This is a genomic window from Streptomyces sp. NPDC054765 (assembly GCF_053612065.1).
On record NZ_JBSHBP010000043.1, the window covers coordinates 17,184 to 38,231 of the forward strand.

General features: G+C 72.5%; 21 protein-coding genes and 1 pseudogene. 9 read left to right on the top strand and 13 right to left on the bottom strand.

What is annotated here, in order from left to right; translation table 11 throughout:
- The first annotated feature begins 79 nt into the window (after positions 1-79).
- Both ACWGJY_RS24930 and ACWGJY_RS24935 read left to right on the top strand, forming a co-directional pair.
- Positions 80-1,621 carry an aldehyde dehydrogenase (NADP(+)) gene (locus tag ACWGJY_RS24930; protein ID WP_453263060.1) on the top strand — a complete coding sequence of 514 codons (1,542 nt, stop codon included), beginning with the start codon at positions 80-82 and terminating at the stop codon, positions 1,619-1,621.
- Between the two features lie 5 nt (positions 1,622-1,626).
- Positions 1,627-1,749 (top strand): hypothetical protein, encoded by a 123-nt coding sequence (locus ACWGJY_RS24935; RefSeq protein WP_453263061.1) that lies wholly within the window; start codon positions 1,627-1,629, stop codon positions 1,747-1,749.
- Here the strand turns inward: ACWGJY_RS24935 and ACWGJY_RS24940 are convergent.
- Both ACWGJY_RS24940 and ACWGJY_RS24945 read right to left on the bottom strand, forming a co-directional pair.
- Positions 1,741-2,436, bottom strand: a complete 696-nt coding sequence (locus tag ACWGJY_RS24940; RefSeq protein ID WP_453263062.1) for a class I SAM-dependent methyltransferase — start codon at positions 2,434-2,436, stop codon at positions 1,741-1,743. The genes ACWGJY_RS24935 and ACWGJY_RS24940 overlap by 9 nt on opposite strands.
- Positions 2,437-2,482: 46 nt before the next feature.
- A complete protein-coding gene (locus ACWGJY_RS24945; RefSeq protein WP_453263063.1) occupies positions 2,483-3,265 on the bottom strand; it encodes a helix-turn-helix domain-containing protein in 783 nt (260 codons plus the stop codon).
- Between the two features lie 388 nt (positions 3,266-3,653).
- Between ACWGJY_RS24945 and ACWGJY_RS24950 the strand changes: the two genes are divergently transcribed.
- The 5 genes and pseudogenes from ACWGJY_RS24950 to ACWGJY_RS24970 all read left to right on the top strand — a co-directional run.
- Entirely contained in the window at positions 3,654-4,256 is a 603-nt protein-coding gene (locus tag ACWGJY_RS24950) for a glycine-rich domain-containing protein (RefSeq protein ID WP_453263064.1), read from the top strand.
- Between the two features lie 87 nt (positions 4,257-4,343).
- Positions 4,344-5,021, top strand: coding sequence for a class I SAM-dependent methyltransferase (locus ACWGJY_RS24955; protein WP_453263065.1), 678 nt, complete (start codon positions 4,344-4,346; stop codon positions 5,019-5,021).
- 54 nt (positions 5,022-5,075) lie between these two features.
- Positions 5,076-5,807: a DsbA family oxidoreductase gene (locus tag ACWGJY_RS24960; RefSeq protein ID WP_453263066.1), complete on the top strand. Its 732-nt coding sequence runs from the start codon at positions 5,076-5,078 to the stop codon at positions 5,805-5,807.
- Between the two features lie 125 nt (positions 5,808-5,932).
- Positions 5,933-6,994 carry an aminotransferase class V-fold PLP-dependent enzyme gene (locus tag ACWGJY_RS24965; RefSeq protein WP_453263067.1) on the top strand — a complete coding sequence of 354 codons (1,062 nt, stop codon included), beginning with the start codon at positions 5,933-5,935 and terminating at the stop codon, positions 6,992-6,994.
- Positions 6,995-7,069: 75 nt separating this feature from the next.
- Positions 7,070-7,300, top strand: a pseudogene (locus ACWGJY_RS24970) (alkene reductase); the annotation flags it as partial.
- 141 nt (positions 7,301-7,441) lie between these two features.
- Here ACWGJY_RS24970 and thpD read toward each other — a convergent pair.
- The 4 genes from thpD to ectA all read right to left on the bottom strand — a co-directional run bounded on the left by thpD (position 7,442) and on the right by ectA (position 10,878).
- On the bottom strand, positions 7,442-8,341 hold the full coding sequence (gene thpD / locus ACWGJY_RS24975) for an ectoine hydroxylase (protein ID WP_453263068.1): 900 nt from the start codon (positions 8,339-8,341) through the stop codon (positions 7,442-7,444).
- A gap of 99 nt (positions 8,342-8,440) precedes the next feature.
- Positions 8,441-8,857: an ectoine synthase gene (locus ACWGJY_RS24980; RefSeq protein ID WP_453263069.1), complete on the bottom strand. Its 417-nt coding sequence runs from the start codon at positions 8,855-8,857 to the stop codon at positions 8,441-8,443.
- Positions 8,858-8,904: 47 nt separating this feature from the next.
- Positions 8,905-10,173 carry a diaminobutyrate--2-oxoglutarate transaminase gene (gene ectB / locus ACWGJY_RS24985; protein ID WP_453263070.1) on the bottom strand — a complete coding sequence of 423 codons (1,269 nt, stop codon included), beginning with the start codon at positions 10,171-10,173 and terminating at the stop codon, positions 8,905-8,907.
- A gap of 138 nt (positions 10,174-10,311) precedes the next feature.
- Complete coding sequence (gene ectA, locus ACWGJY_RS24990; protein WP_453263071.1) at positions 10,312-10,878, bottom strand: diaminobutyrate acetyltransferase; 567 nt, start codon at positions 10,876-10,878, stop codon at positions 10,312-10,314.
- 575 nt (positions 10,879-11,453) lie between these two features.
- Between ectA and ACWGJY_RS24995 the strand changes: the two genes are divergently transcribed.
- Both ACWGJY_RS24995 and ACWGJY_RS25000 read left to right on the top strand, forming a co-directional pair.
- Positions 11,454-12,545, top strand: coding sequence for an amidohydrolase family protein (locus tag ACWGJY_RS24995; protein ID WP_453263116.1), 1,092 nt, complete (start codon positions 11,454-11,456; stop codon positions 12,543-12,545).
- Between the two features lie 313 nt (positions 12,546-12,858).
- Positions 12,859-13,815 (top strand): SCO1860 family LAETG-anchored protein, encoded by a 957-nt coding sequence (locus tag ACWGJY_RS25000; protein WP_453263117.1) that lies wholly within the window; start codon positions 12,859-12,861, stop codon positions 13,813-13,815.
- Between the two features lie 207 nt (positions 13,816-14,022).
- Here ACWGJY_RS25000 and cobC read toward each other — a convergent pair whose 3' ends face one another.
- Genes cobC through ACWGJY_RS25035 form a run of 7 tightly spaced genes read right to left on the bottom strand, consistent with a single transcriptional unit; the run spans position 14,023 to position 20,906 of the window.
- Positions 14,023-15,129 (bottom strand): Rv2231c family pyridoxal phosphate-dependent protein CobC, encoded by a 1,107-nt coding sequence (gene cobC / locus ACWGJY_RS25005; protein ID WP_453263072.1) that lies wholly within the window; start codon positions 15,127-15,129, stop codon positions 14,023-14,025.
- 2 nt (positions 15,130-15,131) lie between these two features.
- Positions 15,132-16,034, bottom strand: coding sequence for a sirohydrochlorin chelatase (locus ACWGJY_RS25010; RefSeq protein ID WP_453263073.1), 903 nt, complete (start codon positions 16,032-16,034; stop codon positions 15,132-15,134).
- Complete coding sequence (locus ACWGJY_RS25015) at positions 16,031-16,630, bottom strand: cobalamin biosynthesis protein (protein ID WP_453263074.1); 600 nt, start codon at positions 16,628-16,630, stop codon at positions 16,031-16,033. Before ACWGJY_RS25015 ends, ACWGJY_RS25010 begins: the two co-directional genes overlap by 4 nt.
- On the bottom strand, positions 16,627-16,782 hold the full coding sequence (locus ACWGJY_RS25020; protein ID WP_453263075.1) for a hypothetical protein: 156 nt from the start codon (positions 16,780-16,782) through the stop codon (positions 16,627-16,629). Before ACWGJY_RS25020 ends, ACWGJY_RS25015 begins: the two co-directional genes overlap by 4 nt.
- On the bottom strand, positions 16,779-18,173 hold the full coding sequence (locus ACWGJY_RS25025) for a cobyrinate a,c-diamide synthase (protein ID WP_453263076.1): 1,395 nt from the start codon (positions 18,171-18,173) through the stop codon (positions 16,779-16,781). Before ACWGJY_RS25025 ends, ACWGJY_RS25020 begins: the two co-directional genes overlap by 4 nt.
- Positions 18,174-18,189: 16 nt before the next feature.
- The gene (gene cobO, locus ACWGJY_RS25030; protein ID WP_453263077.1) at positions 18,190-18,786 is read right to left on the bottom strand and encodes a cob(I)yrinic acid a,c-diamide adenosyltransferase; all 597 of its coding nucleotides are present in this window, start codon (positions 18,784-18,786) and stop codon (positions 18,190-18,192) included.
- Positions 18,786-20,906 (bottom strand): putative cobaltochelatase, encoded by a 2,121-nt coding sequence (locus tag ACWGJY_RS25035; RefSeq protein ID WP_453263078.1) that lies wholly within the window; start codon positions 20,904-20,906, stop codon positions 18,786-18,788. The genes cobO and ACWGJY_RS25035 overlap by 1 nt, the downstream gene beginning before the upstream one ends.
- Positions 20,907-21,048 lie beyond the last annotated feature (142 nt).

Here is a 21,048-nt window from a genome sequence, read left to right on the forward strand (position 1 = left end):
CGTTCAGCATATCGAACGCACTCCGGAGTGCGGCAGGACTCGGAACGACTCGGCAGGCATCGCCCGGAAGGAATACACGGTGGCAGCAGCACCAGTCTGGAGTGTCGACCCCCGAACCGGGAAGCGGCGGGAACAGGTTGCGGTGGAGGCCACAGCCGACGAGGTGGATACCGTGGTCCGCGCGGCACATGCGGCCCGGGGCGCGCTCGCCGACCGCGCCGTACGCGCCGCCCTGCTGTACCGCGCCGCCGACCTGCTCGACGACGCGGGCGACGCGGTCATCGAGGCCGCCGATGCCGAGACCGCCCTCGGCCCCGGCCGGCTCACCGGCGAACTCGGCCGCACCACCTACCAGCTGCGGGCCTTCGCGGACCTGGTCCGGGAGGGCGCGTTCCTCGACGTACGGATCGACCACGCCGACCCCGCCCTCACCCCGCCCCGGCCCGACCTGCGCCGCTACAAGATCCCGCTGGGCGCCGTCGCCGTCTACTCCGCCAGCAACTTCCCGCTCGCCTTCTCGGTACCCGGCGGCGACACCGCCAGCGCCCTCGCGGCCGGCTGCCCCGTCGTCGTCAAGGCGCACCCGGACCACCCGGCCACCTCCGAGCTGTGCGCCGCGCTGCTGCGCCGTGCCGCCGCCGAGACCGGCCTGCCGGAGGGCGTGGTCAACCTGGTGCACGGCTTCCAGGCCGGTATCGACTTGGTGCGCCACCCGCTGATCACCGCGGCCGGGTTCACCGGCTCGGTGCGCGGCGGCCGGGCCCTGTACGACGCGGCCGCCGCCCGTCCGCACCCCATCCCCTTCCACGGCGAACTGGGCAGCCTCAACCCCGTCGTGATCACCGAGGCCGCGGCCGGGGAGCGCGCCGAGCAGATCGGTGCCGGGCTGGCCGGCGCGATGACGCTCGGCGTCGGACAGTTCTGCGTCAAGCCCGGACTGGTCCTGGCACCCGACGGCGAGACCGGCGACCGGCTGCTGAAGTCGCTGACCGACGCGGTCAGCGACACCGAGGCCGGGGTGTTGCTCGACCACCGGATGCGGGAGGCGTTCCTCGACGGTGTCCGTACCCGCGCCGAGCTCCCCGACGTCGAGGCGCCGGTGACCCCGGGCGCCGGCGGCGAGCACACCGTCAGCGCCGGCTTCCTCTCCGTCCCCGCCGCCCGCCTCACCGCCGAAGGGCCGCACGACCTCCTGCTGGAGGAGTGCTTCGGCCCGGTCACCGTCGTCGCCCGTTACGCCGACGAGGCCGAGATCGGCGCCGTACTCGCCCGGCTGCCCGGCAACCTCTCCGCGACCCTGCAGCTCGGCGACGCGGAGAGCGCCGGCAGCGACGACGGGGGCCGCGGCGCCCGGCTGCTGGCCGCGGTCACCCCGCTCGCCGGCCGGGTGGTCGTCAACGGCTGGCCGACCGGTGTCGCGGTCGCCCCCGCCCAGCACCACGGCGGCCCCTACCCGGCCACGACGTCCACCTCCACCTCCGTCGGCGGCACCGCCGTCGAACGCTGGCTGCGCCCGGTCGCCTACCAGAACACCCCGTCCCCGCTGCTGCCGCCGGAGCTGCGCGAGGACAACCCGCTCGGCCTGCCACGCCGGGTCGACGGCCGGGCCGAGGGCGCGTAGGCCCGGTGCGCCCCGTCACCGACGAGGCCGCCACTCCCGGCGAGGCCGTCGTCGAGGTCCGTGCGGCGACCCGGGCGGCCCTGACGGCGATCGCCGCCCTGCCCCGGACGCCACCCACCTCACCCTGACGCCGGTCCTGGCGACGGCTCCGGTGCCGCCGCTGCCGGCTCCCGGACGGCGATGATCTGCAACCGCTCCGCCGTCCGCCCGTCCAGGGTGCCCACCACACCCGCCCGTTCCTTCCGTACCGAGAAGCCCGCTTCCCGCAGCAACCCCCGCAGCCGCTCCGGTGGATGGTGCCGGAACACCCCGCCGTCGGGCGTCTCGAACACCCCGTACGTCCCGTAGCGCTCCGCGAACCGCGCATACCGCTCCCGGTGGGGCGCATCGTTCTGCAACGGCACATCGCTCAGATACAGCACTCCGCCGGGCCGCACCAGCCGCCCCAGCTCCCCGGTGATCGCCGTCTGGTCCGCGTCCCCGGGAACGCAGGTGAGCACCGCGAACAACAGCGCCGCATCGAAGGTGCCGTCCCCGAACGGCAGCGGGAACCCGGCACACCGCATGAGCTCCAGCTCCGGATGCTCCCGCCGCCCCCGCGCGATCAGCGCCGCCGAGACATCCACCCCACGGACCGCGCCGTATCCGAGCCCGGCCAGCTCCGCGGTCAGCCGCCCGTAGCCGCAGCCGTAGTCCAGCACCCGCGCGCCCCGCGGCACATAGGCATCCAGCAGCGCCGGGTCGAGCGGATGGGTGAAGGTCTTGGCGGACCCGGTCGTCTCCCAGAACCCGAGAAATCCCTGTGGCGAGGTCATGCCCGGACCGTACCCATCGGACAGCTGGCCATCCTGGGTTGCCGGGTCACTCGGGCGGGGTGCTGTACTGCGCCAGCGCGGCCTTGCCGGTCGAGCGGTCCACCAGGCGCAGTTCCCAAGGACCGGTGTTCACGTCGAATTCCTTGCCGAAGCCGACCCACTTGCCGGTCATGCGGCGGCCGGTCGGCTCGACCAGCATCTGAACGGCGCCGTGGTAGCGCGCGCCGTTGTAGTAGCCGTCGGCGGCCGTCTGCTCCACCCAGGAACCGGTGATGACGTTCCGGTCCACGGTGAGGTCCAGCGTGAGCGGGCTGTCCGGATTGCTGCTCGCACCGGGCAGGCTCTGTGCGGTCAGCCGGTTTCCGTGCTGGACGATCACTACGTGGTGCCGGCCCTCGTACGTGGCATGCCGGCTGGAGGAGTAGAACTCGTACCGGCTGAGCCACACGCCCGTGAACGTCACCTCGCCCGCACGCTGCGTGGCCTTCTGCGGGCCCACGACCGCAGCGGGAACACCTTCCACCCCGGCATCCACGTCATGCCCTCCTGTCCCATCTGTGTGAACCCGTGCCATCGGTAGCGGCAGGGAGAATCCGAGGGCTTCCACCGGGCGGCCTGTGACCCGCTCCAAGGCTCGCGCGTACACGCCCCGCGGCGTCCTGCTGACACCGGATTCCCAGCGCTGCACCAAGCGCTTTGATGCCTCGTTGGGCTCTCCCAGCTCGATGCCCGCGCGCCGTAGCGCGGTTGCGAACTCGTCCTGACTCAGGCGCAGACCCAGTCGTACGGCCCGCAGCGCATCATTCGGCACAACAGTGGTCGTCGTCATGACGTCAAAACTAGACCGAACCACCTCCGAATGACCCCAGTTTGACGCCCACTCAGGTGTCTTTGACGCCTTCTCGAGTGACGCCCTGGCGACGCCTGAAGCGTCGTCGTTATGTCCCTCCTGTGCCGAGAACATCGAAGCACCGAGGAGACAGCCAGGGAGAGGCGGAGCACATGGCAAAACGCAATGAGGGGGCACCCGGAGGCGCGGTCGGCGCAGCGGTCCCCCTTTCACTGCCAGAGCTGCAACCCACCCCTGTGGAGGGCTGCGCCGTCTGCGCCGACCTCGCCGTGCAGCGCCAGGAAGCTCGCGAACGCGGTGACCTGTCCGCCGCAACGGACGCGAACGTGCGGCTCCGGAACCACCGCTTCCACGTGGGGAACCGCCCATGACCATGACCGTGCCTGTCTCGCGTGACTCCGGCAAGGCCTGGGAGGCCACGGTCACGTACCTGGGCAGCAGCGCTGACACCAGTGGGGACGGGCGCGGCGGACGATCACGGACCACCCAACCGGAAGGCAATGACATGACGATCACCCATGACAGTTCCACGAGGGCTTTCGAGCTGATCGCTCCCGAGATCCGAGGCGACCTGATCGTGGCTGTCCGCGAGGAGTGGCCAGGGCTCTCCGACGACCTCGGCGAGCGGGGCGTGCACCAGATGGTGGTCTTTTTGGCCACCAGCGCCGGCACGGACGCACCGATGAACCCCAGCCTCCGCGTGGACCTCTTCTGGCATGCGTTCGTGCTGCGTACGAAGGCCTACGCGGACTTCTGCACAGCACTAGGGGGCTTCATCCACCACGTACCGGACCGAGGTAGCCGGAACCCTGTCGAGGCGCGGGCCGCCCTCATCCGAACACGGAGCGCGATCAGCGCTGCGGGCTACGAGATCGACCCCGATTTCTGGCCGGGCGAGAACGCCGCGGACTGCTCGGCAGATTGCTCGCAGTGCCACGCCGGGTGCTCCGACAGTCCTGTGAACACGTAGCGTCGCGGCAACGCGACCCGCGCTGAACTGCGGCAGCCGTCCGGTACCGCCCCGGGCGGCTGGCGCGATGACAAGAGACGGACGTACATGACCGACACATGCGTCGCCGCATGGGACAGCTACTCGCAGGGCCAGGCTCAGCGGTGCAAGATCAACGCCAGGGGCGAAGCCACGTGGTTCAACTGGACCCAGTACCCCGACCACGGACCCGGAGCCGAACCGCTCTCGCTGCCGCCTGGCGGACGGGTCCTGGACCTGGGGTGCGGAAGCGGTGGGAACCTCGCTCACCTGGCCACCCTTGGCATGCGGGCTGTGGGGGTGGACCTGTCCCCAGCGCAGCTTGCCAAAACTCGCGAGCGCTGGCCCGACACCAGGGGCATGGAACTGCACCGGAGTGAGGCCCTGGACTACCTTGCCTCAGCTCAACCCTTCGATGCGATCTACTCGGTTTTCGGGGCCGCCTACTTCACGGACCCCACGCTGATGCTTCCGGCCGTAATCAAGAGGTTGAAGCCAGGGGGAGTATTCGCGATGTCGCAACGTCCTGCGGTTCAGGGGTGCTACGGGTGTCAGGCTTCGTACATCCCGCGGGGCCCCGACGACGATCCGGCCGTGGTGAAGCGATGGGACCACGACCCCGAGACGTGGGAGGCACTCCTCAAGAAACACGGCTTTGCCGATGGTACGGCCGCGGTGCTCCCGGCCCCGGCTGAGGGGAAGCGGCGCATCGGCACGCTGCTCGTCCGTGGCGTTCGAGCGGAATAGCCCGTCGCCCCCCGAGGTTGCACCGGGATATATCACGACGAGGAAAGTCAGCTCATGCGCGTCGAAATCTGGTCCGACATCGCCTGCCCCTGGTGTTACATCGGCAAGGCCCGCTTCGAGGCCGGGCTCGCCGCCTTTGCGCACCGCGACGGTGTCGAGGTGGTGCACCGCTCCTTCGAACTGGACCCGAAGGCGCCGGCCGCCTCCGGCATCCCGGTGCTCGACATGCTCGCCACGAAGTACGGGGTGAGCCGTGAGCAGGCCGAGGCGATGGAGGCCCGGGTGGCCGGTGCGGCCGCGGGGGAGGGGCTGGAGTACCGCTCCGACCGGATCCACGGCAACACCTTCGACCTGCACCGGCTGCTGCACGCCGCCGCCGCGCACGGCGTCGGCAACGCCCTGCTGGACGCCTTCTACCGCGCCAACTTCGCCGAGGCCAGGACGCTCGGCGACCCCGCCGTGCTCCGCGAGATCGCCGTCGGCGCGGGGCTGCCCGCCGAGGAGGCCGACCGGGTGCTCGCCGACCCCGAGGCGTATGCGCCGGAGGTGCGCGCCGATGAGCGCGAGGCCGCGGAGCTGGGCGCCACCGGTGTGCCGTTTTTCGTCATCGACCGCCGCTACGGCATCTCCGGCGGTCAGCCCGCCGAGGTCTTCCGGCAGGCGCTGGAGCGCGCGCACGCCGACGATGCGGTGCGGATCCCGGCGGACGGCGAGGCCGGTGCGGACGGCGAGGCCGGTGCGGCCGGGGTGTGCGGCGGAGACGGCTGCGCCGTGCCCGGGAAGTGAGCCGGCAGGCGATCCGGAGCCGGCCCGCCCGCACCCGGTGTGACCTGCGCCGATAAGGAACGATTGCGGGCCGGCCCAGCAAATTCGCCATGGACGCGGCGCGGTGTGCCGAGCACAGTGGGGGCATGCATCGACGTGAGTCACTCGGCGGGGCCGAATTCGCGCCCGGGACGACCTATCTGAACTCCGCCTCCAGCGGACTCCTGCCGCGGCGCAGCGCCGCCGCCGTGCGCGCGGCCCTCGATGAGTCCGCTTCCTACGGCACCATGGGCCGTGACTACTTCGGCGCCGCCACGGCCTCCCGCGCCGCCTTCGCCCGGCTGCTGGACATCCCCGCCGAACGGGTCGCCGTCGGCAGCTCGGTCGCGGTGCAGTCCGCGTTCGTCGCCGCCTCGCTCCCGCCGGGTGCCGAAGTCCTCGCCCCCGAGGGCGACTTCAGCTCGCTGGTCAATCCGCTCGCCGCCCATCCGGGCATCAAGCTGCGCACCGTGCCGCTGGAGGCGCTCGCCGACGCGGTGCGCCCCGGCACCGCGCTGGTCGCCTTCAGCGCCGTGCAGTCGCTGGACGGCCGGATCGCCGATATGGCGGCGGTCCGTGAGGCGGCGCGGGCCCACGGGGCGCGCACCTACCTCGACATCACCCAGGCCGCCGGCTGGCTGCCGCTGCGCGCCGCCGACTTCGACTTCGTCGTCGCCGGGGCCTTCAAGTGGCTGCTGTGCCCGCGCGGGACGACCTTCATGGCCTTCGGCGGGGAGTACGGGCGCGGTGAGGAGTGGCCGGCCGCACTCCACGCGGGCTGGGTCGCGGGGGAGGACACCGGGGAGTCCACCTACGGGCCGATCCGGCCGGCTGCCACCGCCCGGCGCTTCGACGAACCGCACGCCCACCTCTCCTATGTCGGCGCCGAGCAGTCCCTCGGCCTGATCGAGGAGCTGGGCGTGGAGACCCTCCACGCCCACAACACCGCGCTCGCCGGCCACTACCGCGCGGGGCTGGCCGAGCGCGGTCTGACGCCCCGCCCCGCGCCCGGCTCGGCGATCGTCTCCACCCCCGGGATCGCGGACGCGGAGCACCGGCTGACCGAAGCGGGCGTGCGGATCGCGGTGCGCGGCGGGCTGCTCCGCGCGGCCTTCCACCTCTACAACTCGACGGATGACGTGGACCGGCTGCTGGCCCTGCTGGGGTAGGACGGCCCGGGAACAAGCGAGCGGGCGTGGGGCGTCGAACGGCTGAGGTAATGGGCAACGATCGTGTCCCGAGCCGGCACCCCTGTGCTCAACCCGGCCGACGACGGCCGCCTCACCGGTCCCGAGGACCTGCCGCTGATCGAGGACGGCACCGCCGATCTGCTGGCCTTCGGGCGGCAGTTCCTCGCCAACCCCGATCTGCCCCGGCGGCTCGCGCTCGGCGGCCCCTTCAACACCCCCGACCGGGCGAGCTTCTACGGCGGCGACGACACCGGCTACCTCGACTACCCGGCGCTGGACGCCTGAGGAACCGCCGGCCGGACGGTCGGGGCCGCCCGGTGCGCCCCGCCGCTCCGGGTCCGCACCCGCAGACCGCCCCGCACACAGAGCGCGGCCGCCGCACAGACCCTGCTGTGCGGCAGCCGCGCCACCCGTACTGCGCTGTGACTACTTCACCGGCGTGAAGTCCCGGGCTCCGATGTACTCCGGGCGCCGTACCGGCGCCGCGAACGGCTCCACCGCTTCGTTGTCCACGCTGTTGAAGACGATGAAGACATTGCTGCGCGGGTACGGCGTGATGTTGTCACCCGAGCCGTGCATGGCATTGCAGTCGAACCAGGTCGCCGAGCCGGCCTTGCCGGTGAAGAGGCGGATGCCGTGCTTGTCCGCCATCTTCGTCAGCACCTCGTCCGACGGGATGCCCGCGTCCTGCATCTGCAGGGACCGCTTGTAGTTGTCCTTCGGCGTCGCGCCCTCACAGCCCACGAAGTGCTGGTGCGAGCCGGGCATGATCATCAAGCCGCCGTTGGTGTCGTAGTTCTCCGTCAGCGCGATGGAGACCGACACGGTGCGCATGTTCGGCAGACCGTCCTCGGCGTGCCAGGTCTCGAAGTCCGAGTGCCAGTAGAAGCCGGAGGCACCGAACCCGGGCTTCACATTGATCCGCGACTGGTGGACATAGACGTCCGAGCCGAGGAGCTGCCGGGCGCGACCCACCACACGCGGGTCGGAGACCAGCTTGGCGAACACCTCGCTGATCTTGTGCACCTCGAACACGGTCCGTACGTCCCGTGACTTCGGCTCGACGATGGAGCGCGGGTCGGCGCGCATCGCCGGGTCGAGGACGAGACGGTCCAGTTCGGCGCGGTACACCGCGACTTCTTCCGCCGTCAGCAGCTCCCCGATGGCGAAAAAGCCGTCGCGTTCGAAGTCGCTCAGCTCGGACGGCACGAACGGGCCGGCCGTTCCGGGCTGCGACCACACCACCGGGTCCTTCCGCGGGGTGATGACCTCAGCGGTCCCACGGGTCGGGTACAGGTCGGCGGTGCGCTCGGGTGCGGTGGTCATGGTGTTGCCTTCCTCTCCTCTCGTACGGGCTCTGGCTTCCGTGCGGGTGGGCGTGCCTTCCTCGGCTGCCGGACGGGGCAGGCGGGCGCTGCCACCGCCTCAGACCGTCTCGGGCTCCGACTCGGGCTCGGTGAGCAGCGGGTAGACCCCGTTCTCGTCGTGGTCCTCGCGGCCGGTGACCGGCGGGTTGAAGACGCAGACGCAGCGGAAGTCCTTCTTGATCCGCATGGTGTGCTTCTCGTGCCCGTCGAGCAGGTACATCGTGCCCGGCGTGATGAGGTGTTTCTCGCCGGTTTCGTCGTTCGTGAGCTCGGCCTCGCCCTCCACGCAGAGTACGGCTTCGATGTGGTTCGCGTACCACATCGACGTCTCCGTACCGGCGTACAGGGTGGTCTCGTGCAGCGAGAAGCCGACGCGCTCCTTGGCGAGCACGATGCGCTTGCTCTCCCAGGTACCGGACTTGGCCTTGACGTGGCGGTCGGTGCCTTCGATGTCCTTGAAGGATCGGACGATCACGGTGACTCGGTGCCTTTCTGTGGAACGGTTAAGGAGCTCTGGAGTGGTCAGGCGCAGTCGCGGACCGCGCGGGCGAGGACACGAAGACCCTCGTCCAGCTCCTCGGGGGTGGTCGTCAGTGCGGGCAGCAGCTTGACGACCTCGCTCTCCGGGCCGGAGGTCTCGATCAGCAGACCCAGCTCGTAGGCGCGCTTGGCGATCTTGTTGGCAAGGCTCTTGTCGATGCACTCCAGGCCCCAGACGAGACCGCGGCCGCGGTACTCGGCGATGGCCTGCGGGTGCTCCTCGACGATGGCCTTCAGGTGTGCTTCGACGATCTCACCGCGGGCGAGAGTCTGCTTCTCCATCTGGCCGTCGGCCCAGTAGGTGTCCAGCGCGGCGGCGGCGGTGACGAACGCGGGGTTGTTGCCGCGGAAGGTGCCGTTGTGCTCGCCCGGCTCCCAGATGTCCAGCTCAGGCTTGAACAGGGTGAGCGCGAGCGGCAGGCCGTAGCCGCTGATGGACTTCGAGACGGTGACGATGTCCGGCACGATGCCCGCCTCCTCGAAGGAGAAGAAGGCACCCGTACGGCCGCAACCCATCTGGATGTCGTCGACGATGAGCAGCATGTCCCAGCGCTCGCACAGGTCGGCGAGGGCGCGCAGCCACTCCGCACGGGCGACGTTGATGCCGCCTTCGCCCTGGACCGTCTCGACGATCACGGCGGCGGGGGTGTTCAGGCCGGAGCCCTGGTCCTCCAGCAGCCGCTCGAACCACAGGAAGTCCGGGTAGGTGCCCTCCAGGTAGTTGTCGAACGGCATCGGGGTGCCGTGCACCAGCGGGATACCGGCGCCGGCCCGCTTCATGGAGTTACCGGTGACCGCGAGCGCGCCCAGCGACATGCCGTGGAAGGCGTTGGTGAAGGACACGATCGACTCGCGGCCCTTGACCTTGCGGGCCAGCTTGAGCGCGGCCTCGACGGAGTTGGCGCCCGTCGGGCCCGGGAACATGACCTTGTAGGGCAGGTCGCGCGGCCGCAGGATGATGTTCTGGAACGACTCCAGGAACGCCCGCTTGGCCGTGGTGGACATGTCCAGGCCGTGGGTGACGCCGTCCCGCTCGATGTAGTCGATCAGGGCGCGTTTGAGGACGGGGTTGTTGTGGCCGTAGTTGAGCGACCCGGCCCCGGCGAAGAAGTCGAGGTAGGTGTGGCCGTCCTCGTCGGTCATGCGGCTGCCCTGCGCACGGTCGAAGACGGTGGGCCAGCTACGGCAGTAGCTGCGCACCTCCGACTCCACGGTCTCGAAGACGCTCAGATCGGGCTGGGTGATGGTCACAGCATGCTCCTGGGAGATGAGTGGCGAAAAAGGATCAGGAAGTCTGTTGGGGGGCTGGGCGGGGCCGGCGGTGTCACGGGTGTGGTGCCGGGTCCCGCACGGCCGCTGCGGCACGGTGGCCGCGCGGTCCTGGGGGCGTCAGTGCTCCGGGCGGGCTGGTGGCTCGAACGGGCCGATGAGGTGCAGGACCTCCGGCTCATGGCCCTGCTCGGGGAACAGCCCCGCGTCGAAGAGCACCTCGCGCTTGAGTGGCACTGAGTGCCGCTCTGCGAAGGACGCGAACAACCGGTTGGACGCGGCGTTGTCGGGAGTGATGGTGGTCTCGACGAAACGCATGCCCAGCTCCGCCAGGGCACGGGCGGTGAGCCCGTCCAGGAGTGCGGCCGCCAGCCCCTGGCCACGGTGCGCGTCGTCGACGGCGACCTGCCAGACGACGAGGATGTCCGGGCACTCGGGGCGGATGTATCCGGTGACGAAGGCGGCCGGCTCGCCCTCCGCGTCGCGGGCGACTACGGAGGTGGCGGCGAAGTCGCGACACCACAGGAGGTAGCTGTAGGAGGAGTTGAGGTCCAGTGCCTTCGAGTCGCGGGCGATACGCCAGATCGCGGCTCCGTCCTCCACGCGTGGGGTGTCGAGCTTGAAGCCCTCCGGAAATTCTCTGATATCGCTTCGGGCACTTGCATGGTCTGCTTGTGCGGCGGTCATAGAAATTAAATTTACCCAGGGAAAAAGGAAATTGCATCGTGGGCAGGGGTTACGGAAGCGCTCAGGATGTGTTATCGCGCGGGGGCGCCCGTACGCGCGATCTCACCGCGAGATGCCCCGATTTGACCGGGATGTTCGGGGCGAAACGGACACGTTGTGTAGTCGGTCACAGCTCCGTAACGTCTATGAGATCCGTCCGAATTACGGAACCTGCTACTAGCAAAATCTTGGCGTTTGAGGTGCGGAAAAGCGGGCAGAAGAATACGGGAAGCTGTACGCCAGGGGAATTGGGAATTTGCCCCCAGAAGGCTCGGCGTAACGCCCATCGAAACCCGCCCGGCAAGCCCATGGCAAGACCTGCAAGAACATGCGCGAGAAGATGACCGGGAGTGCACGCGGAACATACGCGAAACTGTGCGGAGAACGTACGGAAGCGATACGGAGAGCGACCGGCGCGAAAAGCACGGAAGAGCGCGGGGTTTCCGGGGAGCGGCGGGGGTGTGCGGCCCCGGTGCGGGGATGACCGCCGCGGCAGCACGCTGTGTGACGCCGCCTAGAGTGCCGGTATGACGTCCATGAGTGAAGGTGCGGTGCTGCACCTCAAGGGGAGGGTCCTCGTCGGGCCGGACGACGTGCGTGACGAGCTGTGGGTGGTCGGCGGGAGGGTCACCTTCGACCGGCCGGCCATGGCACGGGATGCCACCACCGTGACGGGCTGGACGCTGCCCGGCCTGGTCGACGCCCACTGCCACGTGGGCCTGGACGCACACGGCCCGGTGGACGCCCCCACCAGCGAAAAACAGGCGCTCACCGACCGTGACGCCGGCACCCTGCTGATCCGGGACGCCGGATCCCCCTCCGATACCCGCTGGATCGACGACCGCGAGGATCTGCCCAGGATCATCCGGGCCGGCCGTCACATCGCCCGTACCAGGCGCTACATCCGCAACTATGCCCATGAGATCGAGCCGGCGGATCTGGTCGCCTACGTCGCCCGGGAGGCCCGCCGCGGCGACGGCTGGGTCAAGCTCGTCGGCGACTGGCTCGACCGCTCCACGGGCGATCTGGAGGCCTGCTGGCCCCGTGGCGCGGTCGAGGCGGCCATCGCCGAGGCCCACCGGCTCGGCGCCCGGGTGACCGCCCACTGCTTCGCCGAGGACTCCCTCGCCCCGCTCGTCGAGGCCGGCATCGACTGCATCGAGCACGCCACCGGCCTCACCGAGGACACCATCCCGCTGTTCGCGGAGCGCGGCGTCGCCATCGTCCCCACGCTCGTCAACATCGCCACCTTCCCGCGGCTGGCGGACGGCGGCGCGGAGAAGTTCCCGCGCTGGGCGGACCACATGCGGCGCCTGCACGCCCGCCGCTACGACACCGTACGGGCGGCCTACGACGCGGGGGTGCCCGTCTTCGCCGGCACGGACGCCGGCGGCTCGCTCGCCCACGGTCTGGTCGCCGAGGAGGTCGCCGAGCTGACCCGGGCCGGTCTGCCCGCCGTCGCGGCCCTCTCCGCCACCACCTGGGGCGCCCGGGACTGGCTCGGCCGCCCCGGGCTCACCGAGGGCGCCCCGGCGGACCTGGTGGTCTACGAGAGCGATCCGCGCGAGGACGTCCGGGTACTGGCCGCGCCGCGGCGGGTGGTGCTGCGGGGGCAGGTCGTGGGGTAGCCGGCAGCCGTCGGCCCGGGTTGCTCCGACGGGGTGACCCGGGGCAACCGGCCCGGTCAACCGGGGTCACCCGGGCGGTGGGGCCGCTGTGGCGTGGGGGATGCCCCGGGTCGCGGGAATCGAATAGATGCGCGAAAACCACCCATTGGGATGAACTGACGTCACGTGGCTGCCCGTTCACCCTCCGTGCGGACACGATGTGCGGGTCGAGGTCGTCGGCCCGCGTGATGTCCCCCATTGGCGCGGCCGGCGGCTCCATTTCTCCTGTGAGGGTTCCACACACGTGTCCACCAGTCCCACCCGCTCCTCCGGCATGCCCCGGCGCCTCGCGGCGACCTTCGTCGCCACCGCACTCACGGCCGGCCCCGCCCTCCTGCTCGGCGCCGTGCCCGCGCATGCCACCGGAGACCACGGCCCGGCCCGCGGCACCGCCGACGCGGTCGTACTGCGCACCGGCCTGAACGTCGGGCTGCTCAACAAGACGCTCGACGTCCCGCTGAACGCCGCCTTGAACGAGGTGCACGCCCCGGCCTCGGCGGGCAAGACCGCGCTCACCGTCAACCTCGACGGCATCAACCAGGGCAGGCCGTTCAGCGTGCTGCGCGCCGACGCCGCCACCGCGCGGGCCACCGCCGGCCGTGACCGGACCGAGGGCTACGCCAACCTCGTGAAGGCGAAGGTGCATCTGCCCGGCCTGTCGCTGCTGTCCCTGGTCGAGGTCGAGCAGGTCACCTCCCGGGCGGTGTGCGAGGCGGGCAAGCGGCCCCGGGCCGAGTCGAACGTGCTGGGCGACGTGCTGGTCCTGGGCAAGCGGGTCAGGCTCACGGCGGGCGGTACGACGGACGTCAAGGTGCCGGGCGTCGGCGAGGTACGGCTCGACCTGTCCAAGAAGAGCGTCCTGTCCCGGAGCGCCGCGGCCACCGCGCTCGATCTGAAGGTCTCCCTCAACCCGCTGAAGCTGAACGTCGCCGAGGTGCACGGCCGGGTCACGCTGGCGCGGGCCACCTGCACCGCGCCGGGCGCCAAGGCGCCCGAGCACAACGGCACCGGCGGCGGACAGACCGGCGGCACCAAGCCGGACGGCGGTGCCAAGCCCGTCGAGGGCAAGGGCACCGCGGTGACCGGCGGCACCCGGAACCTCGCCGAGACCGGCGGCAGTTCGGCCACCCCGTATCTCGCCGGGGGCGCGGCCCTGCTCGTCGCCGCGGGCGCCGGATCGATCGGCTACGCCCGCCGGCGCCGCAACGCCGCGCAGGGCGCCCGCGGCTGACCGACCCCGTACACCGCGCCGGTGCTGTGGGGGCGTCGCGCGCGGAGTACGGCCCGAGGTGCGCCGTACGGGCCGGTGACGGCCGTACGGCGCACCTCACCCTCGCCGGGGCCCTTCGTGGTGTGCCGGGGTCCCGGCGGGTTCCCGGCCTGCACGACCCTTGCCGCCGGCCCCGTTCCCCGCGCCACGGAGGTCCGCCAGGTGCCGCTACGTGAGGACCTCTCCCAGCGCCGCCGCGAACCGGTCCGTCGTGGCCCGGTCCCGCACCGCGAGGCGCAGCCATCCGTCGCCCAGGCCGGGGAAGGTGTCACCGCGGCGTACCGCGAAGCCGCGGGCCCGCAGCGCGGCCCGTACCCCGTCCGCGTCCGGCAGCCGGATCAGCACGAACGGGCCCGCCGCCGGGCCGGCCGCCCGGATCTGCCCGAACTCGCCCAGCCGGGCGAGCAGATGGGCCCGGTCCACGGCGATCTCCTCGGCCGCCGCCGCAGCCTGGGCCAGCGCCTTCGGCGTACAGCACGCCTCGGCGGCGGCCAGCGCGGGGGAGGAGACCGGCCACAGCGGCTGTGCCCGCTCCAGGGCGGCGACGGTGTCCGCGGCGGCGAGCACATAGCCGATCCGCAGCCCGGCCAGCCCCCAGGTCTTGGTGAGGCTGCGCAGCACGACCAGGCCCGGCAGATCCGTGCGGCCGGCCAGCGCCTCCCGCTCACCGGGCACCGCATCCATGAACGCCTCGTCCACCACCAGCGTCCGGCCGGGCCGCGCCAGCCGGGCCAGCGAGCCCGCGGGGTGCAGGACCGAGGTGGGGTTGGTGGGGTTGCCGACGACGACCAGATCGGCGTCCTCGGGCACCGCGGCCGGATCCAGCCGGAAGCCGTCGTGCGGGTCGAGCAGCACCCGTGTGACAGCGTGCCCGGCGTCCCGCAGCGCCGCCTCCGGCTCGGTGAACTGCGGATGCACCACGACCGGCCGGCGGGCCCGTACGGCGCGCGCGATCAGCACGAACGCCTCGGCGGCCCCCGCGGTCAGCAACACCCGTTCCACGGGCAGACCGTGCCGCGCCGCGACCGCCCGGCGCGCCGCCCGGCCGTCGGGATAGGCGGCCAGACCGTCCAGCGACGCGGCGATCCGTGCCTTGAGCCAGGCCGGGGGAGTGCCGCTGCGGACATTGACCGCCAGATCGGTCAGATCAGCCAGATCCGTCCATGCGCCTTCCGCGTCGCGTACTTCGGCATCGCCGTGGTGCCGCAGATCGGGCTCGTGCGCGGGGGTGTCCTCGGGGGCCCGAAGCGGTACGGACCCGGTGTGTGCCGGCATGCTCACCGCTCCCCGGTGCCGGTGGCCCAGGGAGCCGTCTGCCGTCCCGTGCCGTCCGTCTCCCGGGCGTCCCCCGCCGCCGCCCGGTCACCGCACGGCGCGCCGCTCAGCAGCGGATCGCCCGCCACCGTCGCGCGGTAGCGCTCCATGACCACCTCGGCCACCTCGGCCTCCGGGCCGATCACCTCCGCGCCGAGCACCTCCGTGCCGGGGTGCGCCGCGGCCCAGCCCTCGGCCTGCATCCGCAGGCGCTCCAGCAGGCCGCCGGGGAAGAAGAAGTAGGGCAGGACCACGATCCGGGCCGGCCCGCCGGCCCCCGCCGCCAGCGTCCGGCACCGGTCCAGGCCGGTCGGCACATCGGGTGCCGCCTGCGAGACGAACGCGGTCTCCACGCCCGCGAAGCCGCGGCCCTCCCACAGCAGCCGCGCGGCGCGTGCCACCTCGGCGTTGGCGTAGGGATCGGCCGCGCCGCGCCCCACCAGCAGCACCGTGGTACGGGCCCGGTCCTCGGGCCGGCGGGCGCCGCCGCCCAGCGCCTCGTCCAGCCGCCGCTCCAGTACGTCGAGCAGCTTGGGATGCGGCCCCAGCTCGGCGCCGCAGGCGTAGTCGAGCGAGGGGTGGCGCTCCGCCGCCCGCTCCAGCGCCACGGGCAGCGCCTCCGGTACCGGCCCGGTCGGGGCCAGCAGCAGCGGTATGACGGCGAGCCGGGTCGCGCCCCGCTCGACGAGCCCGTCGACGGCGTCGCCCAGCGGCAGGGGAGCGGCCGGGGCGCCGAAGAACCCGCCGGCGACCGGCACTTCGGGGTGGCGCTCGCCGAGCACACGGACCAGCGCGCGCAGAGCCTCGGCCCCGCCTTCGTCACGGGTGCCGTGACCGGCGATGAGCAGTGCGGGAGGAGTGGTCACTGGGTCTCCTTGGTACCGGGGGTTGCGCTGTCGGGCGCCGGGTCGCCGACGACCGCCGTCCGCCGATCCGGGCCGTGGCGGGGCGGGTTGAGGGAGGTCATGACGATAGCCGCACGGCCCGAGGGTCCGGCGGTCGCTCCCTCTCCACCAGCGGTATGGGCGGCGATGTCCGATACCGCCGGCGCCGCGAGCGCACAGGTGGCACGGGCCGGCGGTGCGGACTTCCGCTTCCCGGCGGCCAGTACGGCACCCGGCCCCGCGGCCAGCAGCGCGGCCGCCTCGGCCACGCTCGGCGTTCCGACGGCGGCCGCCGCGGCCGTGGACGGCTCCGGTACCCGTACGGCCGCCAGGGCCGCCGCCGGGAACGACCGCAACGGCACCCCCAGCTCCCGGGCCGCCCCGGTCAGTCCGGGTTCGGACGCCTTGGCCGTCACCGTGGCCAGCGCCACGATCTGCCCGGTGGCGTACCCCGCCGCCGCGCAAGTGGCCGTGACCAGCTCCAGGACCTCGGACACCGGGACACCACGGCGCGCCCCCACGCCGGCGACCAGCGGCGCGGTCGGCCCGCCGGCCCCGCCGTCCGCCCGGCGGGTCATACCGCGACGGCTCCCCGGCCGAAGGAGGCCCGGCCGGGCCGGCCCGCCAGGACCGCGGTGAGCCCCGTGGACCCGGCCGGGACCGGCTCCTTGGGCCACCGGCCGCCGGGCGCCACCGGCCCGGCCGCCCCGCCGTCGCCTCCGCGCGTCACCGGGCGGTGCTCCGGACCGCTGCGCTCCGTGCCGCGCTCGCCACCAGCCGCCCGGCCAGCGACGGTTCGGCGGCCCAGTGCACATGCAGATACGAGGCATGCACCCCGCCGCTCACAAAGCCCTCCACCCGCCGCTCCGGGTGCGTCAGCCCCCACGCCGGGTCCGCGCCCGAGCCCGGCTCCAGCACCGTGCGGTGGAACTCATGGCCGCGCACCCGGGTCCCGGCCGTCGCCAGCGCGTTGTCCCGCAGCGCCACCGCCTCGCGGTAGCCGAGGGTGAGCCGCTCGGTCATCCGCGCCTCGGCCGGCAGCACCCCGCACATCGGCTTCCCGTCGAGCGACCGGGAAAGGTAGAGCAGCCCGGCGCATTCGGCGGAGACCGGCGCCCCGGAGGCGGCCAGCGCGGCCACCTCGGCGCGCAGCGGTGCGTTCGCCGACAGATCCGGCGCATATATCTCCGGGAAGCCGCCGCCGATCACCAACCCCTGGGTACCGGGCGGCAGTTGTTCATCCCGCAGCGGGTCGAAAGGAGCCACCTCGGCGCCCGCCGCGGCCAGCAGCTCGGCGTGCTCGGCGTACGAGAAGGTGAACGCGGCGCCGCCCGCGATGGCGATCAGCGGCTTTCCCGGGGAGGCCACCCGGGCGGCGGCCCCCTCGGCCGCCGGGTCCCAGGGGGCGTCCGGCAGCTCCGGCACCGTGTGCGCCAGCGCCAGCAGCGCCTGCAGATCGCAGCCTTCGCGGACCCGCGCGGCGAGTTCGCCCACCGACTCCACGGCCTCGGCCCGCCGCTCGGCGACCGGCACCAGGCCCAGGTGACGGGACGGCGTACCGGCCCGCCCGTCCCGGCGCAGCGCGCCCAGCACCGGCACACCGGAGGAGTCCATCGCCTCCCGCAGCAGCTCCTCGTGCCGGTCCGAGCCGACCTTGTTGAGGATCACCCCGGCCAGCCGTACCTGTGGATCCCAGGAGGCGAAACCGTGCACCAGCGCGGCCACCGACCTCGACTGCGAGGACGCGTCCACCACCAGCACCACCGGTGCCCGCAGCAGCTTGGCCACCTGCGCCGTCGAGGACAGCTCGCCCATGCCGGACGCCCCGTCGAACAGCCCCATCACGCCCTCCACGAGCGCGAGATCGGCGCCCGCCGCGCCATGCAGGAACAGCGGCGCGATCCGGCCGGGCCCGCACAGATAGGCGTCCAGATTGCGGCCGGGACGGCCGGTGGCGAGGGAGTGATAGCCCGGATCGATGTAGTCGGGGCCCACCTTGTGCGGCGACACCACGAGCCCGGCTTCGGCGAACGCCGCCATCAGGCCGGTGGCCACCGTCGTCTTGCCGGCTCCCGACGACGGCGCGGCGATCACCAGCCGGGGGATCGAGCCACCGCTCATACCGCGCTCACCCGCTTCACCATTCGATGCCCCGCTGGCCCTTCTGGCCGGTGTCCATCGGGTGCTTGACCTTGGTCATGTCCGTCACCAGATCCGCGAAGTCCAGCAGCGGTTCGGGGGCGCCCCGCCCGGTGATGACGACATGCTGGGTACCGGGGCGGTCGCGCAGCGCCGACACCACCTCGTCGGTGTCGATCCAGCCCCACTTCAGCGGGTAGGCGAACTCGTCCAGCACCAGCAGCTTGTACGTCTCCGCGGCCAGGTCCCGCTTGACCTGCTCCCAGCCCTCGCGCGCCGCCTCCTCGCTGGAGGCGATGTCGCGCTGGACCCAGGACCAGCCCTCGCCCATCTTGTGCCAGGCGACGGTGCCGCCCTCGCCGGACTCCCCGAGCACCTTCAGCGCCCGCTCCTCGCCGACCTTCCACTTGGCCGACTTCACGAACTGGAACACCCCGACCGGCCAGCCCTGGTTCCAGGCGCGCAGCGCCAGCCCGAAGGCGGCGGTGGACTTGCCCTTGCCCTGGCCGGTGTGGACGAACACCAGCGGACGGTTGCGGCGCTGGCGGGTGGTGAGCCCGTCGTTCGGTACGACGGACGGCTGTCCCTGCGGCATTACGCGGCCTTCCTGTTGCCTTGCACGGTCCGTACGAGCGCGGAGACACTGTCCGCGCGCAGTTCGTCGAGGGTGACCGCGGTGCCCTGCAGCTCACGGGCCAGCTCGCCGGCCAGACCCAGCCGCACCGGCCCGGCCTCGCAGTCCACGACCACCGAAGCGGTGCCCGCACCGGCCAGCAGCCGGGCCGCGCGGGCGGCCCGCACCACGGGCTCCGGGCCGCCGGTCGCCCGTCCGTCGGTGACGACCACGAGCAGCGGCCGCCGCGAGGCGTCCCGCATCCGCTCCACCCGCAGTACCTCATGGGCCCGCAGCAGCCCCTCCGACAGCGGCGTACGGCCGCCCGTCGGCAGCTGCTCCAGCCGGGCCGCACCCGCCTCGACCGAGGAGGTCGGGGGCAGCACCAGCTCGGCGCCGCTGCCCCGGAAGGTGACCATGCCGATCTTGTCGCGCCGCTGGTAGGCGTCCAGCAGCAGCGAGAGCACCGCGCCCTTGACCGCGCCCATCCGCTTGCGCGCCGCCATCGACCCGGACGCGTCCACGACGAACAGGACCAGATTGCCCTCCCGCCCCTCACGCACCGCCTCGCGCAGATCGTCCCGGCGCACCACCAGGCCCCGCCCGTGGCGCCCGCGGGCCCGCTGGTGCGGCGCGGCGGCCTGCACCGTCGCCGCGAGGTGCAGCTTGCCCAGGGCGCCGTGCGGGCGCCGCGCCCCGGTCGTCCGGCCGTGCGCGGTCCGTGCCCGCGACCTGCGGCCGTCCGCGCCCTCGCCCAGGCCCGGCACATCCAGCCGCCGGGTACGGAACGGCTCGCCGGCGCCGACGGCCGCCTTCTCCCCGCCCGCGGCCGGAGTGCCCTCCTGGGCCTGCTCCGGGGCCGCGGGCTGCTCCTCGGGCCGCTCGGGGGCCCCGGGGGACTCCGGAGCCTGCGGGGTCTCCCGCTCCTGCTGGTGCGGGAGTTCGGGCTGCTGCGTGGGTGAAGACTCCTCCGGGCCGCCGTCCCCGCCGTCCTGTGGCGGCTGTCCGCCACCGTCCGGGCCGCCCCCGCCGGGGCCGCCGTCCGGCCCGTCCGGGTCCGGGTCGTCATCGCCGTCCGTGCTCTCGTCCGCCCCGCCGAACTCCTCCAGCGTCCGGTCGAGCTTGTCCTCGTCCAGGCCGGGCGCGTCGAAGGGGTTACGGCGCCGGCGGTGCGGCAGCGCCAGCAGCGCGGCCTGCCGTACGTCCTCCTCCAGGACGTCGGTCCGCCCCGCCCACGCGGCCAGCGCCGTGGCGGTCCGCGCCATCACGATGTCCGCACGCATCCCGTCCACCTCGAACGCCGCGCAGGTCGCCGCGATCTGCCGCAGCGCCGCATCCCCCAGGGTCACGTCCGGCAGCAACTCCCGTGCCGCGGTGATGCGGTGGCGCAGCGCGTCCTCCTCGGCGGCCCAGCGCGCCGCGAAGCCGGCCGGATCGGCGTCGTACGCCAGCCGGCGCCGGACCACCGCCACCCGCCGGTCGGGCTCGCGCGAGGCGGCGACCTCGACGGTGAGACCGAACCGGTCCAGCAGCTGCGGCCGCAGCTCGCCCTCTTCGGGGTTCATGGTGCCGACGAGCAGGAAGCGCGCCGCATGCCGTACGGAGACGCCCTCGCGCTCCACGTAGGAGGCGCCCATCGCGGCCGCGTCCAAGAGGAGGTCGATGAGATGGTCGTGCAAGAGGTTGACCTCGTCGACGTACAGGATCCCTCGGTGTGCGTCCGCCAGCAGGCCCGGTTCGAAGGCCTTGACGCCCTCGGCGAGCGCGCGCTCGATGTCGAGCGCACCGGCCAACCGGTCCTCCGAGGCGCCCACCGGAAGCTCGACCATACGGGCCGGGCGGGACTCGCCCGGACGGATCTCGTGCGGCCCATCGGGACATTGCGGGTCCGGCGCGGTGGGATCGCAGCTGAAGCGGCAGCCCGGGACAACCGCAACGTCGGGCAGGAGATCTGCCAGCGCGCGCACGGCGGTGCTCTTGGCCGTCCCCTTCTCGCCACGGACGAGGACTCCGCCCACCGCAGGGCTGACGGCGTTGAGCAGCAGCGCCAGCCGTAGCTCGTCCATGCCGACGACGGCGGTGAACGGATACCGGGTGCTCATCTGGTGATCACTCCTTCGAGTGGGTTTGGTCCGTTGCCGGTCGAACTGGGTGCTCTATACGGCACGTTTGTGCCCTTGGCCCTGCCTGAGCAGGGGTGGTCCGCTGCTGCACGAACACCTCGTGGAGCTGCTGCGTTGCTCC

Bases quoted from the DNA above. Each gene is read 5' to 3' on its own strand.
- ectA (WP_453263071.1), bottom strand. From the start codon at position 10,878: ATGACCGCCGCACAAGCAGACCATGCAAGTGCCCGAAGCGATATCAGA.
- ACWGJY_RS25000 (WP_453263117.1), top strand. From the start codon at position 12,859: ATGCCCCGGCGCCTCGCGGCGACCTTCGTCGCCACCGCACTCACGGCC.
- ACWGJY_RS25025 (WP_453263076.1), bottom strand. From the start codon at position 18,173: ATGAGCGGTGGCTCGATCCCCCGGCTGGTGATCGCCGCGCCGTCGTCG.
- ACWGJY_RS25035 (WP_453263078.1), bottom strand. From the start codon at position 20,906: ATGAGCACCCGGTATCCGTTCACCGCCGTCGTCGGCATGGACGAGCTA.
- ACWGJY_RS24945 (WP_453263063.1), bottom strand. From the start codon at position 3,265: ATGACGACGACCACTGTTGTGCCGAATGATGCGCTGCGGGCCGTACGA.
- ACWGJY_RS24965 (WP_453263067.1), top strand. From the start codon at position 5,933: ATGCATCGACGTGAGTCACTCGGCGGGGCCGAATTCGCGCCCGGGACG.
- ACWGJY_RS24950 (WP_453263064.1), top strand. From the start codon at position 3,654: ATGACCATGACCGTGCCTGTCTCGCGTGACTCCGGCAAGGCCTGGGAG.
- cobO (WP_453263077.1), bottom strand. From the start codon at position 18,786: ATGCCGCAGGGACAGCCGTCCGTCGTACCGAACGACGGGCTCACCACC.
- ACWGJY_RS24955 (WP_453263065.1), top strand. From the start codon at position 4,344: ATGACCGACACATGCGTCGCCGCATGGGACAGCTACTCGCAGGGCCAG.
- cobC (WP_453263072.1), bottom strand. From the start codon at position 15,129: ATGCCGGCACACACCGGGTCCGTACCGCTTCGGGCCCCCGAGGACACC.
- ACWGJY_RS24960 (WP_453263066.1), top strand. From the start codon at position 5,076: ATGCGCGTCGAAATCTGGTCCGACATCGCCTGCCCCTGGTGTTACATC.
- thpD (WP_453263068.1), bottom strand. From the start codon at position 8,341: ATGACCACCGCACCCGAGCGCACCGCCGACCTGTACCCGACCCGTGGG.
- ACWGJY_RS24995 (WP_453263116.1), top strand. From the start codon at position 11,454: ATGAGTGAAGGTGCGGTGCTGCACCTCAAGGGGAGGGTCCTCGTCGGG.
- ACWGJY_RS25015 (WP_453263074.1), bottom strand. From the start codon at position 16,630: ATGACCCGCCGGGCGGACGGCGGGGCCGGCGGGCCGACCGCGCCGCTG.
- ACWGJY_RS24940 (WP_453263062.1), bottom strand. From the start codon at position 2,436: ATGACCTCGCCACAGGGATTTCTCGGGTTCTGGGAGACGACCGGGTCC.